Origin of the sequence: Rhizobium sp. 18055 (assembly GCF_902706285.1) — a bacterium.
Lineage (GTDB): Bacteria > Pseudomonadota > Alphaproteobacteria > Rhizobiales > Rhizobiaceae > Rhizobium.
In genome coordinates this window covers 67,359-83,318 of the sequence record NZ_CACSKD010000009.1, presented here as the reverse complement: position 1 = coordinate 83,318, position 15,960 = coordinate 67,359, and the positions used below count along the sequence as shown (strand labels likewise).

Genomic DNA, 15,960 nt, shown 5'->3' with positions numbered 1-15,960 from the left:
AGGCGGCCCGCCTCTCCTGTTGCTGCAACTTATGCCGCTGCCGGATACAACTGCACAGGGATGGTTTTCCGTTTGTGCGCTGCAGCAGGGAAAATCTTACCACGCAATGTCGGGACAGCTGCGTTGCAACCAACGATATTGCGTGAGCCCCGATGTTTCCTGAGAGTATCAGCCGCCCTTGTGGTTGCCCTTCGGAAACTGCACGGCCAGATCCGTGTACCACTTGCCGCTCTTCTTCACCGTGCGCACCTGCGTGTCGTAATCGACATGCACCAGGCCGAAGCGCATGCGATAGCCTTCCGCCCACTCGAAATTGTCCATCAGGCTCCAGGCGAAATAACCGCGCATCGGATAGCCGTCCTTGATCAGGTCGGCGACGACGGCAAGGTGGTCGCTGTAGTAGTCGAGCCGCGGCTGGTCATCGACCGCGCCATCGACGACGTCCATGTTGTAGCAGGCGCCGTTCTCGGTGATATAGCATTCGGGCAACTCGTAGCGGCGGTAGAGATCCTCCACCAAGGTCTTCAGCCCCGGCGCATAGACCTCCCAGCCGATATCGGTCTTGACGTCACTCACAACAGGCGCCTCGACCGTCCAGGGAAAATCACCTGTCCTGGCCGCGTCGTCGGCGACCCGCAGCGGCGTGTAATAATTGAGGCCCCACCAATCGAGCTTCTGGCTGATGATCTGCATGTCGCCGTCTTCGATGACAGGCATCCGGTCGCCGAGGGCCTCGACGAACTGGTCGGGATACTCACCCTTGAAAACAGGATCGAAGAAGGCGCCGTTGTGGAACTGATGCGCCCGCTCGCCGGCCGCCTGATCGGCAGCACTGTCGGAGCCGGGCATGACCGACATGGCATTCAGCACCAGCCCGACCGGCACATTCGGCGCTTCCGAGCGGATCGCCTCGACGCCGAGGCCGTGAGCAAGGTTCATATGATGCATGGCATAAAGCGCCGCCTGCATGTTGCGCTCGCCGGGCGCGTGGATGCCGTAGAGGTGGCTGAGCCAGACGATGCACCACGGCTCGTTGAAGGTGGCGACGCTGTCGAGGCGGTCGCCGAGGCGGGCCATGACCGTCTTGGCATAACGCTGGTAGGCATAGGCGGTCGACCGCGCAGTCCAGCCGCCCTCGCCCATCAGCGTCAGCGGCAGGTCCCAGTGATAGAGCGTCGCATAGGTCTTGATCCCGCGCGCCTTGCAGCCGTCGACGAGGCGATCGTAGAAATCGAGCCCGGCTTCGTTCACCGGGCCTGTCCCGTCGGGGATGATCCGCGGCCAGGCGATCGAGAAGCGATAAGCTTCGACACCCATCGACTTGATCAGGTCGAGATCGTCGTCGAGCCGATTGTAGTGATCGCAGGCGACGTCGCCATTATGGCGCTGGAAGACCCGGCCCGGCATGTTGCAGAACGCATCCCAGATCGACGGCTTGCGGCCATCGGCCTTCGAAGCCCCTTCGATCTGGAAGGCAGCGGTGGCCACGCCAAAGGTGAAATCGCCGGGAAAGCGGGCGGCAAGGGTCTTCGCATCGATCATCTGGAAATCCCGTTCTTGTGGTTTCAAAGGCGGTTTAGCCAAGCGGATGGATGTTGTACAGAGTGGAAATGACAGGGCTGTAACGTTTCAGGAGCCAGTTTCGCAGCATCTCGGTTCTGTCGATTGGTGCACGGCGGTCCGGCTTCGCGCATCGGCGATGCCCTGCCTTGCCGCCGTCTCGCGCCCGGGTCCGCCCATTGCCTTGCAATATCCGGATTTTCGCTGGACAACCCTTCGATGAGCATCCCCCGGACCCATCCCTTCGCCTTCGACCCGACCTACGGCATGACGCTGGATCAGCTTAGATCGATCGTGCCGCCCGCGGCGCCAGCCGGCTTCGACGCGTTCTGGCAGAAGCGATACACCAGGGCGCTCAAGATCGACCCGCAGCCGGTGCTGAAGCAGAGCAAGCTCACCCACCCTGCCTGGCAGGTGCTTGACATCACCTACACCTCGACGGACGGCCTCAAGATCGGCGGCTGGCTGCTGTTGCCACGCGACAAACCGGCCCGCCGCGGCCTCGTCGTCGGCCACGGCTATGGCGGCCGCGAGGCGCCGGATTTCGATCTGCCGGTCGAACAGACCGCCATCCTCTTCCCCTGCGCCCGCGGCATGTCGCTGAGCGCCCATCCGCCGATCCCGCCGGAAGCGCCCGGCCATGTGCTCTACAAGATCGACAGCCCGGACGATTACGTCATCGGCGGCTGCGTCGAGGATATCTGGATCGCCGTCTCGACCCTTGTGGCGCTCTATCCCGGGCTGACAAACCAGATCGGCTACATCGGCGGCAGCTTCGGCGGTGGCCTCGGCGCGCTGGCGATCCCCTTCGACAACCGCATCGACCGCGGCCACCTGATCGTCCCCACCTTCGGCAACCGCGAGGCGTGGCTGACATTGCCGACGATCGGCAGCGCCGCCTCCGTCCAGACCTACCGGAAGACCCATCCCGAAGTGCTGGAAAACCTGCGCCTGTTCGACTCAGCCATCGCCGCCACCCGCATCAAGGTGCCGATGCTGGTGGCCGCAGCCCTGTTCGATCCGGCTGTTGCGCCGCCCTGCCAGTTCGCTGTCGCCAATGCGCTGCCGGCCTCAAAATATAATGAAATCTTCATCCTCGACGCCGGACATTTCGAGTATCCTGGGATGACGGAGCAGAATTTTGCTCTGCGCGAAAAGCTGCGAGGTTTCTTCAGGGTTCATGAACCGGGAATATCTGCGCTGGTATAGCCCGCGCCTGCATCGCGAGATGGAGCTGTTGGTGTTCGGCCATGCCGGCGCCAAGGTGCTGGTGTTTCCCACACGCGAGGGCCGTTTCTGGGAATATGAACGGCTCGGCCTCGTCGCAGGCCTCGCCAACAAGCTGGAAGCCGGCCAGCTGCAGCTCTATTGCATCGAGGGCCTGGCCAACGAGACCTTCTACGGCTTCGACCGCCACCCGGCCGACCGCATCCACCGCCACGAGGCCTTCGAGGGCTACATCCTCAACGAAGTCCTGCCGCTGATGGCCGAAAAGAACGGCCACGATTGCACCATCGTCCACGGCTGCAGCCTCGGCGCCTTCCAGGCCACCAGCCTGGTGTTTCGTCACCCGCATCTGTTTCGCAAGCTCGTCGCCTTTTCCGGCCGCTACGACCTGACCATCAAGGTCGAATCTTTCTCTGACCTGCTCGACGGCTACTATGACAGCGCGGTCTATTTCCACACCCCGACGCACTTCCTGCCGGGTCTCGACAACAGCTGGCAGCTGGACAGGCTACGACAGGTCGAGATCATCCTGACCATCGGCAATGCCGACCCCTTCCTCGACAACAACCACCATCTGAGCCGGCTGCTTGCAGACAAGCAGGTCGGCCACCAGCTGCATGTATGGGATGGCCGCGCCCATAGGGCGACCGAGTGGCGCAAGATGGCAGCGCTTTACATCTGAGCCGGCCGGATCGCACTCCGCCTCGAACACGCCCATCGTCAGGGCGTGCCCGATAACGCCGATGTCAGAAGTCGTGAATTGTCATCGCATCAGCCATCGCTAAAGGCTGAAACATTCTCCCAGTTGAAAGGATACCAATGTTCGCCTCGATCAGCGCCCTGCAGCCGCATCTCCTCAGCCTGCTGCGCATCGTCTCCTCGCTGGTGCTGTTCAGCTTCGGCACCCAGAAGATCCTGCATTTCCCGGCCGCCGAACGGGTTCCCGAGGCCGGCTCGCTGCCCTGGATCGCCGGTCTGTTTGAGCTGATCCTCGGCTTCCTGGTGCTGATCGGCTTCCAGACCCGCATCGCCGCCTTCATCCTCTCGGGCGTCATGGCCTTCGCCTATTTCATCAGCCATGCGCCAAGAAGCTTCTACCCCGCCCAGAACGGCGGCGTCGCCGCCATCCTGTTCTGCTTCCTGTTCCTCTATTTCGTTGCCGCCGGCGCTGGTCCGTTCAGCGTCGATGCGTGGATGAAGCGCAAGGGTGGCCAGGCGGTGGCTGCGTAAAGTAGAGCCAGCCCCCTCTGCCCTGCCGGGCATCTCCCCCACAGGTGGGGAGATCGGCTGGGCGGGGCCGCTCGTTCCAACGCCAATTGCCTGGCGAAGAGTAAACCACGATTCGATCTCCCCCCTTGTGGGGGAGATGTCCGGCAGGACAGAGGGGGCAGCCACACCCACCTCCCGATCAAATCAAACCTTCACCCAGGCCCCATTGCGCTTCGAAGACGCCACGCAGGCCTCGACGAACGCCACGCCCTTCACGCCGTCATCGACCGTCGGGTAGACCACGGCCTTGTCGACCGCCTTGCCGGCCTTGTGGGCGTTGATGGCATGCGCAGCTTCGGTGTAGATCGTCGCAAATGCCTCGAGATAGCCTTCCGGATGTCCCGACGGAATGCGTGAGACGCGGGCAGCCGCCGGGCCGGAACCAGCGCCGTTGCGGGTGATCAGGCGCTTGGCCTCACCGAACGGCGTGTACCAGAGATAGTTCGGATCGGCCTGCACCCACTCGATGCCGCCCTTGGTGCCGTAGACGCGCACCTTCAGGCCATTCTCGTGACCCGGCGCCACCTGGCTGCACCACAGCATGCCCTTGGCCGGCTTTTCCGAGCCCTTGGCCTTGTAGCGCAGCATCACATGCGCGTTGTCGTCGAGACGACGGCCTTCGACGAAGCTGTCGAGATCGGCAGCCAGGCTGTCGAGTTCCAGCCCCGAGACGAAGCAGCCGAGATTATAGGCATGCGTGCCGATATCGCCGGTCGAACCACCCGCACCCGACTGCGCCGGATCGGTGCGCCAGACCGCCTGCTTGGCGCCCTGCTGCTCGACGGCCTCCGTCAGCCAGTCCTGCGGATACTCCGCCTGCACCAGCCTGATATCGCCGAGTTCGCCATTGGCGATCATCTCGCGCGCCTGGCGGATCATCGGGTAGCCGGTGTAGTTGTGCGTCAGGATGAACAGCGCACCGCTCTCGTCGGCCACCTTCTTCAGCTTCTTCGCGTCGGCAAGGTTCGACGTCAGCGGCTTGTCGCAGATGACGTGGATGCCGCGGCGCAGGAACTCCTTGGCGGCGTCGTAATGCACATGGTTCGGCGTCACGATCGACACCGCCTCGATGCCGTTTTTCAGCTTGGCCTCGCGGATCGCCATCTCGCGATAGCTGGAATAGGTCCGATCAGGAGCGAGCCCGAGATCGGCACCCGATGCCATCGCCTTTTCAGGCGTCGATGACAGCGCGCCGGCGATCAGCTCGTACTTGTCGTCGATGCGGGCAGCGATCCGATGCACCGCCCCGATGAAAGCGCCGGCGCCACCGCCGACCATGCCAAGACGGATGCGCGGCTGGCGCGTCTGTTGCGTTGATGCTTCGATTGCCATTGGTTTCTTCCTTGAATTGGTTCGGTTTTCTCTTCTCCCCAGCGGGGAGAAGATGTCCGAAGGACAGATGAGGGGGTGAGCGGAGCGAGCGCCTGAGCGACAAGCGAAGGCGGCACCTGCCGCCCCCTCATCCGACCCTGCGGGCCACCTTCTCCCCGAGGGGGAGAAGGGGAAAGAACATCAGAGCCCCAGCATCCGCCGGTTGGCCGCATCGTCCGTGCCGCTACCGGCAAAGTCGTCGAAGGCGTGTTCGGTGACGCGGATGATGTGCGCCTTGACGAACTCGGCCCCCTCGCGGGCACCGTCTTCGGGATGCTTCAGCGCGCATTCCCACTCGACCACGGCCCAGCCGTCGAAATTGTTGGCGGTCATCTTCGAGAACACCGCCCCGAAATCGACCTGGCCGTCGCCGAGCGAGCGGAAGCGGCCGGCGCGCTCGACCCAGCCCTGATAGCCGCCATAGACGCCCTGGCGTCCGGTCGGATTGAACTCGGCATCCTTGACGTGGAACATCTTGATCCGGTCTTTGTAGATGTCGATGTTGTCGAGATAATCCAGGCACTGCAACACGTAATGCGAGGGATCGTAGAGCATGTTGGCGCGCGGGTGGTTCTTCACCCGCTCGAGGAACATCTCGAACGTCACGCCATCATGCAGGTCTTCGCCCGGATGGATTTCGTAGCAGATGTCGACGCCATTGGCATCGGCATGGTCGAGGATCGGCGTCCAGCGCTTGGCCAGTTCGTCGAAGGCGGTCTCGACCAGGCCTGCCGGCCGCTGCGGCCACGGATAGATGTAGGGCCAGGCGAGCGCGCCCGAAAACGTCGCATGCGCCTTGATGCCGAGATGCTTCGACGCCGTCAGCGCCATCTTCACCTGCTCGACCGCCCATGCCTGCCGCGCCTTCGGATTGCCGCGCACCTCAGGCGCCGCAAAACCGTCGAAGGCTTCGTCATAGGCGGGATGCACGGCAACCAGCTGGCCCTGCAGATGGGTGGAAAGCTCGGTGATCTCGACGCCGTTCTGGCGTGCCACGCCGGCGAACTCGTCGCAATAATCCTTCGACGATGCGGCCTTCTTCAGGTCGATCAGCTGGCCCGCCCAGGTCGGAACCTGCACGCCCTTGTAACCGGTCTCGGCCGCCCATTTGGTAATCGAATCCCAGGAATTGAACGGGGCGGAATCGCCCGCGAATTGCCCGAGGAACAGCCCGGGGCCCTTGATCGTTTTCATGTCGGATTCCTCCCTTGAGATCGACCGTAAACGTTTATGTAAATGTCTTGCGCCCAATTTTACGGGACCAAACAGGTTTGGCGCCGCAGTCCTACATTACGCGCAAGAGGCAGAAGTCAATGCGAAGCGAACTAATCATGTCGCTCGGAAGACGGCAAGAGGTACGTGCAGCATTTTTGCCGGGGATGTCAGGAACGGCGAAATTCAGTCTGTCCTGCCTTGCCTGTTTCACCTGTCATGATGAAAGACCCCTTCTGGCCTGCCGGCCATCTTCCCCACAAGGGGGAAGAAGACTCGCGGCACCGCTTTTAGACAGTGGAGCCAAAGCGGTACGGCGAAGAAGCCCCTCCCCCTTGTGGGGAGGGGGAGGGGCTGGGGAGAGGCATGGCGAGGGGCATTCACGCAATGCGCCGCCCCTGCCATTGCCACCGATCACCAGATCAGAACGGTGAATCCGGGAAGTAGAAGTCCTTGGCGTTATCCTTGGTCACCAGCGTGGCGTCGAGGATATAGGTGCCGCGGACCGGGACCTGATCGTAGAGCGAGGCAGCCGTCAGCTCCATCGCCGTGCCGACCATTGCCGGCGGATAGAGAACGTCGACGGGGATCAGCTTGTCGCCGTCCATCACCTTCTTGACCATGTCCTTGGAGCCGGCACCGGCCACCACATACTGGATGTCGGTGCGCTTGGCCTGCTCGATCGCCTGCAGCACGCCGACCGCCATGTCGTCGTCCTGGCACCAGACCACATCGATCTTCGGATATTTGGTCAGGTAGTCCTGCATCACCTTGAAGGCATCGTCGCGGTTCCAATTGCCGAACTGGCGGTCGAGAACCTTGACGCCGGAGCCGGCAATGGCCTTGTCGAAACCGTCCTGGCGCTGCTGGTCGATCGGGATCGGCAGCCCGCGGATCACAACGACCTGTGCATCGGGGGTGGTGTCCTTGATGTACTTGCCGGCGACTTCGCCGAGCGCCGGATTGTTGCCGGCGATGTAGATGTCGCGGACGGAATCGTCATTGGTGCTCGGTGCGCGATCGACCAGCGCCACGAACGTGCCCTTGCTCTTCACTTCCTTGATGGCGTTGACCAGGGGATCCGGGTCCGAAGGCAGGATGACCAGCGCGTCGATGCCCTGGGTCGCCAGATCCTGCACCGCATTCGCCTGGCTCGCCGCATCCGGCGAGGTCTTGACGATGACGGTGAGGTCAGGATGTTCGGCCATCAACAGCTTGGCGACGCGCTCGGCATGGAACACCACGCCGGAGGTCCAGCCGTGGTCGGCAGCCGGAATCGAAACGCCGATGGTCTTCTTGTCCTGCGCGTGGGCGACGCCGGCAAGCAGCGCCGCCGTCAGGATCGCCAAACTGAACATTGTCTTACGCATATCTATTCTCCTCCCATTGAACGTCAGGGCTTGTAATCCTCCAGGCTGGGGCGCCCCGTCGACCCAGCCAATTCCTCCTACCGGCGCGCCAGCGAGCGCTGCACGAGCATGGCGATGATGATGATCGAGCCCTGGATGGCGCCGATCAGATATTCGCTGATGAAATTCGACAGCAGCATGATGTTGCCGACCAGTTCGAGAATGAAGGCGCCGCAGATCGTCCCCCAGACACGCCCTGCCCCGCCCTTCAGCGCCGTTCCGCCGACGACGACGGCGGTGATCGCCTGCAATTCCCAGAGAATGCCGGTGGTTGCCGAAGTCGAGCCGAGACGCGGCACGTAGAGCAGCACGGCAATGGCGACGCAGAGCCCCTGGATGACGAAGGCGATGGTACGCACCTTGTTGACGGCAATGCCGGAATAGCGCGCCACATCGCGGTTCGAACCGACGGCGACCACATGACGGCCATAGCGGGTGCGATAGAGAATGAAGGCGGCAACCGCGGTGACGGCAAGGATCACGACGATCGGCACCGGAATGCCGGCGATCGAGCCGAAGTAGACAGGGCGATAAAGCGCCTGCTGCTCGGGCGAGCGCAGCGTGATGGCCCCGCCCTGGCTGAGCCACGTCGTCAAGCCGCGATAGATGCCCATGGTGCCGAGCGTGGCGATGAACGGCTCGATCTTGCCGAGCGTGGTGATCAGCCCGTTGGCGAGACCACAGAGCGCGCCGGCGACGATGGTGAACACCGCGGCAACGACGAGCATCAGCACCGGATTGGCGATGATGCCGGAGTTCATCAGAAGGATCATCAGGCTGGCGACGAAGGCCACCATCGAGCCCACCGAGAGATCGAGATCCCCCGAGGAGATGACGAAGGTGGCACCGACCGCGATGATGGCGATGAAGGCGCTGCGGGTGGCGACATTGGCAAGGTTGGTGATGCCGATGAAATTCGGATTGACCAGCGCACCGACGACGAGCAGCAGGGCAAGCGCCGCAAACGGCGCCACGGCCCTGAGATCGATATCCCGCCAGGAGCGCCGTCTGATCTCCCTGGTCTCCTCGTTCGCACTCATGTCCAAAGCCATCCTCCCGTCATGCCCAAGGGCATTCTGCCTGTCGTTCCGCCCTTGGGACGGTGTTGTCTCTGCCCGGCCAGCACGGTCCTCACCGCTCGCCGGCCAGTCCTTGCGGCCCGGCTGCCAGCCCCGGGCTCTGGCCCGCTTACGCAGCCTTCTTCTTCAGCCCCGCCGCATAGCGCATGATCTCCTGCTCGCAGATCTCGTCGCCCTCGAGCACGCCGACGATTCGCCCCTCGCGCATCACGGCCACCCGCGTGCACAGCCCGATCACTTCTGGCATCTCCGAGGAGACGACGATGATCGAGCGGCCGTCGCGGGCCAGCGCCGAGATGAAATGGTAGATCTGCTGCTTGGTGCCGACATCGATGCCGCGCGTCGGCTCGTCGATGATGATGATCTGCGGCTCGGTCTCCATCACCTTGGCGAGCAGCAGCTTCTGCTGGTTGCCGCCGGACATCCGGCCGGCAACGATGTTGGCGTCGCGCACCCGGATATCGAAGCGCCGTCTTGCCTTCGCCAAGGCCGCCGCCTCGCTGCCCGGGCTGAGATAGCCGTGGCGCGAATGCTGCTCCAGCGATTGCAGCGTCAGGTTCGCCATCATGTTGGAGCCGAGCAGCAGCCCCTTCGACTTGCGATCCTTGGTCATGTAGGCAAGGCCGCAGCGGTTGGCCGCATGCACGTCGCCCGAAGTGACGCTTTCACCGTGAATGACCACCTCGCCCGAGGCCCGCGTCCGCAACCCGGCGATCGCTTCCATCAGTTCGGTGCGGCCGGAGCCGATCATCCCGGAAAAACCGATGATCTCGCCCTTGCGCACCTCGAAACTCGCATCCTGGACATAGCCGGTCGAGACACCCTCGACCTTCAGCACGATCTCCTCGTCGACATCGGGCTCGACCTTGGTCGGATACAGGCTGGAAAGCTCGCGGCCGACCATCAATTGCGCGATCGATTCGCCGTCGAGCAGCGCGGTCGGCGCAGTCTTCACCCACTGCCCGTCGCGCAGCACCGTCACCCGGTCGGTCAGTTCCATCACCTCGTCAAGCTTGTGCGAGACGAAGACGAAGCTGGTGCCCTTGTCGCGCAGCTTGCGCACCTGCTTGAACAGGAAACTGGTTTCCTCGCGCGACAGCACCGCCGTTGGCTCGTCCATGAACACCACGCGCGCATCGCGGCTGATCGCCTTGGCGATTTCGACCATCTGCTTGTCGGCAATCGAAAGCGTGCTGATCAACGCGTTCTCGTCGACATGCGAGCCGAGCAGATCGAGCGCCTTGCGGGTCTCGGCGCGCATCAACTTGCGGTCGAGCACGCCGAAACGGGTGACCTCGCGACCGAGATAGAGGCTCTCGGCAACGGTCAGGTGGTCGGCAAGATTGAATTCCTGGTGGATGATGACGATGCCGAGCGCTTCGGCCGCGCCATTCGGCGGCAGCACGATCGGCTGGCCATCGAAGATGATCTCGCCGGAGGTCGGCTGCTCGAATCCGGACATCACCTTGACGAGCGTCGATTTTCCGGCACCGTTTTCGCCCATAAGCGCATGGATTTCCCCGGCGCGAAGATCGAAATTGACGCTGAACAGCACCTGCACGCCATTGAAGGACTTGCATATGCGCCGGGCCGACAACACCACGGGTGCCGCCTCGACAGTCTCCACACTCATGATGTCCTCCACTGCGGACTCCCACCCGCTTGACCCTTATGTAAACCTTTACATCGGCCATGTAAAGGTTTACATCGTTACATTACAGGGATCTGACGGCTTCACCCTTTGACGTAAGCTTCAGTCTGTGTAGTGTCGCCGCGAATGCAGCCCCAAGGCAGAACGCAGTGTCGAATTCCGCACCCGCAACCATCGAAGACGTCGCCAGGATCGCGGAAGTTTCCATCGCGACCGTGTCGCGGGCGATCCACACGCCGGAGAAGGTTGCCAACTCGACACGGCTGAAGGTGAACCAGGCGATTGCCATCACCGGATATACCACGAACGCCATGGCCCGCAGCCTGCGTCTCGGCCGTTCCAACATGATCCTGGTGGTGGCTCCCGACATCGGCGACCCCAATTTTTCCAACATCCTGATCGGCCTCGAGAACGAAGCACGCGCCCATGGCTACGGCATTCTGATCGGCCATACGCAGAATGACGCCCAGCGCGGCCTCGAATATCTCAAATTTCTGAATTCAAACCAAGCGGCAGGATTGATTCTCTTCACCGGCATCCTGCCGTTCGGCCACCAGACCATGACCGCCCGCCTGCCGCCCAGCGTCGGCGTCTTCGAACCGGTCTTCAACGGCGGCATTCCCTATGTCGGCGTCGATGATACCGAGGGTGCGCGCAAGGCGATCGACCTGCTGATCGCCGAAGGCCACCGCAAGATCGCCTTCATCGGCGACAACAGAACACGGCTTGCCTACTCGCGCCGACGCCAGGGCTATGACGACGGCCTCGATGCCGCAGGCGTCGCCCCCGACCAGCGCATCATCCTCGAAGGCGACGGCACGCTCGAAAGCGGCCGCCACGCCGTCGAGCAACTGTTCATGCGCGACACGCTGCCGACCGCCTTCATGTGCGTCAACGACCAGACGGCAATCGGCGTGATGATCGGCCTCAACGCCCGCGGCTACGACATCCCCCGCGATTTCTCCGTCACCGGCTTCGACGACATCCCGCAGGCCGTTTTCATGTCCCCACCGCTGACGACGATCCGCCAGCCCCGCACCGCGATCGGCAAACAGGCCATGGCGCTGCTGCTGGAATTTCTGGGCGATGGAAAATCGACCGAAACCGAAATCCTGCTGCGCCCGGATCTGGTGGTCCGCAACTCGGTGTCATCGCCATCGCGGCGGTGGGTGAAGCGGTGAGCGACGAGATGATCGCAGGAGGCCTGTAGCCTCAATCGGCCTGCGAAAAGCGCTCAGGCGTCCTTTGTCCGTCGCGCGGCCAGATCATCGAGCGCATCGGCATTCGCCCGTCCCCAACCGTAAAGCAGTTCGATCGGCTCGACGAAGCGCTTGCCGAGCAGCGTCAGCGTATAATCGACGGCCGGCGGCACCGTTCCGTAGACGCGGCGGGTCACCAGTCCATCGGCTTCCATGTCGCGCAGCGTCTGCGTCAGCATCTTCTTGGAAATGCCCGGCAGGCTACGTTGCAGCACGCCGGTGCGGGCGCACCCTTTGTGCCGCGTGTCCAGCACATGCAGGATCATGCTCGTCCACTTGCTGGAAAAGATCTCCAGCACGCGGCGCGGCGCGCAATCCTCGCGCCATTCGTGATCTGGCGACCCTATTCGCATGTGGTTACCTCAAGGTGTCTATGTCTCGAACAGGTGCCTTCTAGCCGCGATCGATCGAAATGACTACATCCATCGAAACAGACAGGAGACAGTCATTTGAACAGGGCATTGATCGCAGGCGCAAGCGGCATCGTCGGCAGCGCAACGGCAGACCTCTTGAGCCGGGATGGCTGGCAGGTTTTTGGCCTGGCGCGCAAACCGCCGCAGATAGCGGGCGTGCAGCCCGTGGCCGCAGACCTCCTGGACCCGGCCTCGCTGACATCGGCGCTTGCGGATGTCGCCCCCACCCACATCGTAATCTCCAGTTGGCTGCGACAATCGACGGAAGCCGAGAACATCCGCGTCAATTCCGCCATGGTCCGCAATCTTCTCGATGCCGTCAGGCCGTCCGGCTCCCTCCGTCACGTCGCGCTCGTCACCGGCCTCAAGCATTATCTCGGCCCCTTCGAGGCTTACGGCAAAGGCAGCCTGCCGCACACGCCCTTCCGTGAAGAGCAGCCGCGCCTCGACATCGACAACTTCTACTATGCGCAGGAAGACGAAGTTTTTGCCGCCGCTGCAAAGGACGGCTTCGGCTGGAGCATCCACCGCCCGCACACCATCGTCGGCAAGGCGGTCGGCAACGCCATGAACATGGGCACGACGCTGGCAGTCTACGCCACCATCTGCAAGCAAACCGGCCGCCCATTCCGCTTTCCCGGCGTCGCCGCCCAATGGGAGAGCCTCACCGACATGACTGACGCAAGGCTGCTGGCCCGCCATCTCGAATGGGCATCGACAACGCCCGCCGCCGCCAATCAGGCCTTTAACGTCGTCAACGGCGATGTCTTCCGCTGGAGCTGGATGTGGGGACGGATCGCCGACTGGTTCGGCATCGAGCCCGCAGCCTTCGACGGCGTGGTCCGCCCGCTCGAACAACAAATGGCAGACGACGCCAACCTCTGGCGGGACATCGCCACCCGCCACGGCCTCGCCGAACCCGACATCAATCGTCTCTCGTCCCCATGGCACACGGACGCCGATCTCGGTCGCCCGATCGAGGTGGTCACCGACATGTCGAAGAGCCGCCGGCTGGGCTTCCTGGATTATCAGCCCACCGACGATGCCTTCTTCGCCCTGTTCGAACAGTTGCGCGCCGACCGTCTGATCCCATAAGGCGGCGGCCGGTTACCCAGGCACGTTTGAATTTGATGGAATGCCGTTCGAACACGGCATTCCATCAGCCGGACTGGGCAACTGGACCTAAACCGTAAACGCCTCGCGAAACGCCACAAGCGCCACCTCGGGATCGCCGGAGGCGAACGCCTCCATGCCGACAGGACCCGCATAGCCCATCGCCTTCAGCGCCCCGGCAATGCCTTTCCAGTTGACCTCGCCGGTCCCCGGTTCCATCCGGCCGGGCACATCGGCGACCTGGATCTCGCCGATCCACGGCAGGCTCTTGCGGCAGAGTTCGATCAGGTTCCCCTCGCCGATCTGCGCGTGATAGAGGTCGAGATTGAGCCGCAGGCGCGGATGATCGACGCTTGAGACCAGCGCCAGCGTATCCTCGGCGCGGCCGAACGGCACGCCCGGATGATCGACCTGCAGGTTGAGGTTTTCGAGCGTGAACACCACGCCTTCCTCTTCGGCGAGTTCCACGATCCGGCAAAGCGTGTCGCGCGCCTTCAGCCACATTTCGCCCGTCAGCACCTCGATCTGCTGCACCGGCAGGCCGCCCTCGCCGAGCCCCGTTCCATGCAGGTTGAGGCGCTGCACACCGAGCCGCTTGCCGATCTTGGCCGTCTCGCGCGCCGTCTTCAGCAGTTCCGCAGCACCCTCGTCGTCCGTCAGGCGGCCCGTGCGGTAGCCGTTCATGATGGTGAAGGTGGCACCGGTCGCTTCGAGCTTGGAAAGATCGTGCTCCGGCCAGTTCCACAGGCCGACGCCGAAACCCAGCTCCTTCAATCGGCTCGCACGCCATTCGATCGGTCGGTCGCGCCAGATCATTTCGGCGCAGGCGGCAAGTTGGAACGGCGAAGTCATGGTGGGCACCTCCTCATGCGCACAAAGCATTGACGGCAATAGAGCCTATCTCAGGAGCGTCCGCAATGACGCTTTCCAGCTGAATCTGGCCTTGTTTTACAAGCGAAAAGAGCCGGGACGCTTTCGCGCCCCGGCTCCCGATGATCAGTCGAACGGCAATCAGACGTAACGGTTGACGACGTTCTCCAGCAGTTCCTGCTGGCCCGAGCGCGGCTGCGGGTTGATGTCCTTGCTTTCGACGAAGCCGGCGATGTCGCCAAGCGAATATTCGCCGCGCAGCATCTTCTGTGCCTCGGCCGAATCCCAGCCGGCGTAGCGGTTTGCCAGCGGCTGCGACAGCGCCTTGTCCTCGATCATCTTCGCCGCAGCCTTCAGGCCACGGGCGCAGCAATCCATGCCGCCGATATGGCCGATCAGGAGATCGGCCGGATCGAGCGACTGGCGGCGCAGCTTCGAATCGAAGTTGGTGCCGCCTGACGTGAAGCCACCGCCTGCCAGAACCTGGTAATAGGCCAGCGCCATTTCAGGCACGTTGTTCGGGAACTGGTCGGTATCCCATCCGGACTGGTAGTCGTTGCGGTTCATGTCGATCGAGCCGAAGATGCCGAGCGCGTTGGCCAGCGCCAGCTCGTGCTCGAACGAATGGCCGGCAAGGATCGCGTGGCCCTGCTCGATGTTGAGCTTCACTTCGTTTTCGAGGCCGTTCTTCTTCAGGAAGCCGTAAACCGTGGCGACGTCGTAGTCGTACTGGTGCTTGGTCGGCTCCTGCGGCTTCGGCTCGATCAGGATCTGGCCCTTGAAGCCGATCTTGTGCTTGTACTCGACAACAAGGTTGAGGAAGCGGCCCATCTGGTCGAGCTCGCGCTTCAGATCGGTGTTGAGCAGCGTCTCATAGCCTTCGCGACCGCCCCAGAGCACGTAGTTCTCGCCGCCGAGCTTCTGCGTCGCATCCATGCAGGTCTTCACGGTTGCCGCCGAGTAGGCGAAGACGTCAGGATCGGGATTGGTTGCGGCGCCCGACATGAAGCGACGGTTGGAGAACAGGTTGGCCGTGCCCCAGAGCAGCTTGGTGCCTGATGCGGCCTGCTTTTCGGCGAAGTAATCGACGATCTCGTTGAGGTTCCTGGTGTTCTCGGCAAATGTCTTGCCTTCGGGACGCACGTCGGCATCGTGGAAGCAGTAGTATGGCGCGCCAAGCAGCTGGAAGAATTCGAAAGCCACATCGGCCTTCAGCTTTGCAGCCTTCATCGTGTCGTCGAACCATGGCCGCAGGAACGTCTGCCCGCCGAACGGATCGCCGCCCGGCCATGTGAAGGTGTGCCAGTAGGCGACGGCAAAGCGCAGATGGTCTTCCATGCGCTTGCCCATGACCATTTCGTCTGGCTGGTAATAGCGGAAGGCCAGCGGGTTGGTGCTGTCGGGGCCTTCATACTTGATCGTCTGGATGTCGCCGAAAAATCCGGTGCTCATGATGGTTACTCCTCCTTGGTTGTCGTTCGGTTCGTGTCGTTTGGTCTTCCGGCCCAACGCCCTCTCTGCCTGCCG

At 62.8% G+C, this 15,960-nt stretch carries 14 protein-coding genes; 5 read left to right on the top strand and 9 right to left on the bottom strand.

The window, feature by feature from the left end:
* Positions 1-168: 168 nt before the first annotated feature.
* Complete coding sequence (locus GVL52_RS16705) at positions 169-1,542, bottom strand: GH1 family beta-glucosidase (protein ID WP_160009102.1); 1,374 nt, start codon at positions 1,540-1,542, stop codon at positions 169-171.
* Positions 1,543-1,779: 237 nt separating this feature from the next.
* Here GVL52_RS16705 and GVL52_RS16700 point away from each other — a divergent pair, with 237 nt between their 5' ends.
* The 3 genes from GVL52_RS16700 (at position 1,780) to GVL52_RS16690 (ending at position 4,017) form a co-directional block, all read left to right on the top strand.
* Entirely contained in the window at positions 1,780-2,769 is a 990-nt protein-coding gene (locus GVL52_RS16700; RefSeq protein ID WP_160009100.1) for an acetylxylan esterase, read from the top strand.
* Entirely contained in the window at positions 2,741-3,469 is a 729-nt protein-coding gene (locus tag GVL52_RS16695) for an esterase family protein (RefSeq protein ID WP_160009098.1), read from the top strand. The genes GVL52_RS16700 and GVL52_RS16695 overlap by 29 nt, the downstream gene beginning before the upstream one ends.
* A 137-nt stretch (positions 3,470-3,606) precedes the next feature.
* Positions 3,607-4,017 carry a DoxX family protein gene (locus GVL52_RS16690; protein ID WP_160009096.1) on the top strand — a complete coding sequence of 137 codons (411 nt, stop codon included), beginning with the start codon at positions 3,607-3,609 and terminating at the stop codon, positions 4,015-4,017.
* Positions 4,018-4,200: 183 nt separating this feature from the next.
* On the opposite strand, the gene GVL52_RS16685 is transcribed toward GVL52_RS16690, so the two are convergent.
* The 5 genes from GVL52_RS16685 to GVL52_RS16665 all read right to left on the bottom strand — a co-directional run bounded on the left by GVL52_RS16685 (position 4,201) and on the right by GVL52_RS16665 (position 10,760).
* Entirely contained in the window at positions 4,201-5,388 is a 1,188-nt protein-coding gene (locus tag GVL52_RS16685) for a Gfo/Idh/MocA family protein (RefSeq protein ID WP_160009094.1), read from the bottom strand.
* A gap of 180 nt (positions 5,389-5,568) precedes the next feature.
* Complete coding sequence (locus tag GVL52_RS16680; RefSeq protein WP_160009092.1) at positions 5,569-6,621, bottom strand: sugar phosphate isomerase/epimerase; 1,053 nt, start codon at positions 6,619-6,621, stop codon at positions 5,569-5,571.
* Between the two features lie 440 nt (positions 6,622-7,061).
* Positions 7,062-8,009 carry a substrate-binding domain-containing protein gene (locus tag GVL52_RS16675; RefSeq protein ID WP_160009090.1) on the bottom strand — a complete coding sequence of 316 codons (948 nt, stop codon included), beginning with the start codon at positions 8,007-8,009 and terminating at the stop codon, positions 7,062-7,064.
* A gap of 77 nt (positions 8,010-8,086) precedes the next feature.
* Positions 8,087-9,088: an ABC transporter permease gene (locus GVL52_RS16670; RefSeq protein WP_160009088.1), complete on the bottom strand. Its 1,002-nt coding sequence runs from the start codon at positions 9,086-9,088 to the stop codon at positions 8,087-8,089.
* A gap of 148 nt (positions 9,089-9,236) precedes the next feature.
* Complete coding sequence (locus tag GVL52_RS16665; RefSeq protein ID WP_160009086.1) at positions 9,237-10,760, bottom strand: sugar ABC transporter ATP-binding protein; 1,524 nt, start codon at positions 10,758-10,760, stop codon at positions 9,237-9,239.
* A 167-nt stretch (positions 10,761-10,927) separates the two neighbouring features.
* Between GVL52_RS16665 and GVL52_RS16660 the strand changes: the two genes are divergently transcribed.
* Positions 10,928-11,959 (top strand): LacI family DNA-binding transcriptional regulator, encoded by a 1,032-nt coding sequence (locus tag GVL52_RS16660; protein WP_160009084.1) that lies wholly within the window; start codon positions 10,928-10,930, stop codon positions 11,957-11,959.
* Between the two features lie 53 nt (positions 11,960-12,012).
* Here GVL52_RS16660 and GVL52_RS16655 read toward each other — a convergent pair whose 3' ends face one another.
* Positions 12,013-12,390, bottom strand: a complete 378-nt coding sequence (locus tag GVL52_RS16655; protein WP_160009082.1) for a helix-turn-helix domain-containing protein — start codon at positions 12,388-12,390, stop codon at positions 12,013-12,015.
* A gap of 96 nt (positions 12,391-12,486) precedes the next feature.
* Here GVL52_RS16655 and GVL52_RS16650 point away from each other — a divergent pair, with 96 nt between their 5' ends.
* Entirely contained in the window at positions 12,487-13,545 is a 1,059-nt protein-coding gene (locus tag GVL52_RS16650) for an SDR family oxidoreductase (RefSeq protein WP_160009080.1), read from the top strand.
* Positions 13,546-13,632: 87 nt separating this feature from the next.
* Here GVL52_RS16650 and GVL52_RS16645 read toward each other — a convergent pair whose 3' ends face one another.
* The gene (locus GVL52_RS16645; protein ID WP_160009078.1) at positions 13,633-14,415 is read right to left on the bottom strand and encodes a TIM barrel protein; all 783 of its coding nucleotides are present in this window, start codon (positions 14,413-14,415) and stop codon (positions 13,633-13,635) included.
* Between the two features lie 159 nt (positions 14,416-14,574).
* On the bottom strand, positions 14,575-15,885 hold the full coding sequence (gene xylA / locus GVL52_RS16640; RefSeq protein WP_160009076.1) for a xylose isomerase: 1,311 nt from the start codon (positions 15,883-15,885) through the stop codon (positions 14,575-14,577).
* Positions 15,886-15,960 lie beyond the last annotated feature (75 nt).

What these genes read in the sequence shown, in the direction of transcription:
- GVL52_RS16705 (WP_160009102.1), bottom strand. Translation starts at nt 1,542, where the DNA reads ATGATCGATGCGAAGACCCTTGCCGCCCGCTTTCCCGGCGATTTCACC.
- GVL52_RS16700 (WP_160009100.1), top strand. Translation starts at nt 1,780, where the DNA reads ATGAGCATCCCCCGGACCCATCCCTTCGCCTTCGACCCGACCTACGGC.
- GVL52_RS16695 (WP_160009098.1), top strand. Translation starts at nt 2,741, where the DNA reads ATGAACCGGGAATATCTGCGCTGGTATAGCCCGCGCCTGCATCGCGAG.
- GVL52_RS16690 (WP_160009096.1), top strand. Translation starts at nt 3,607, where the DNA reads ATGTTCGCCTCGATCAGCGCCCTGCAGCCGCATCTCCTCAGCCTGCTG.
- GVL52_RS16685 (WP_160009094.1), bottom strand. Translation starts at nt 5,388, where the DNA reads ATGGCAATCGAAGCATCAACGCAACAGACGCGCCAGCCGCGCATCCGT.
- GVL52_RS16680 (WP_160009092.1), bottom strand. Translation starts at nt 6,621, where the DNA reads ATGAAAACGATCAAGGGCCCCGGGCTGTTCCTCGGGCAATTCGCGGGC.
- GVL52_RS16675 (WP_160009090.1), bottom strand. Translation starts at nt 8,009, where the DNA reads ATGCGTAAGACAATGTTCAGTTTGGCGATCCTGACGGCGGCGCTGCTT.
- GVL52_RS16670 (WP_160009088.1), bottom strand. Translation starts at nt 9,088, where the DNA reads ATGAGTGCGAACGAGGAGACCAGGGAGATCAGACGGCGCTCCTGGCGG.
- GVL52_RS16665 (WP_160009086.1), bottom strand. Translation starts at nt 10,760, where the DNA reads ATGAGTGTGGAGACTGTCGAGGCGGCACCCGTGGTGTTGTCGGCCCGG.
- GVL52_RS16655 (WP_160009082.1), bottom strand. Translation starts at nt 12,390, where the DNA reads ATGCGAATAGGGTCGCCAGATCACGAATGGCGCGAGGATTGCGCGCCG.
- GVL52_RS16645 (WP_160009078.1), bottom strand. Translation starts at nt 14,415, where the DNA reads ATGACTTCGCCGTTCCAACTTGCCGCCTGCGCCGAAATGATCTGGCGC.
- xylA (WP_160009076.1), bottom strand. Translation starts at nt 15,885, where the DNA reads ATGAGCACCGGATTTTTCGGCGACATCCAGACGATCAAGTATGAAGGC.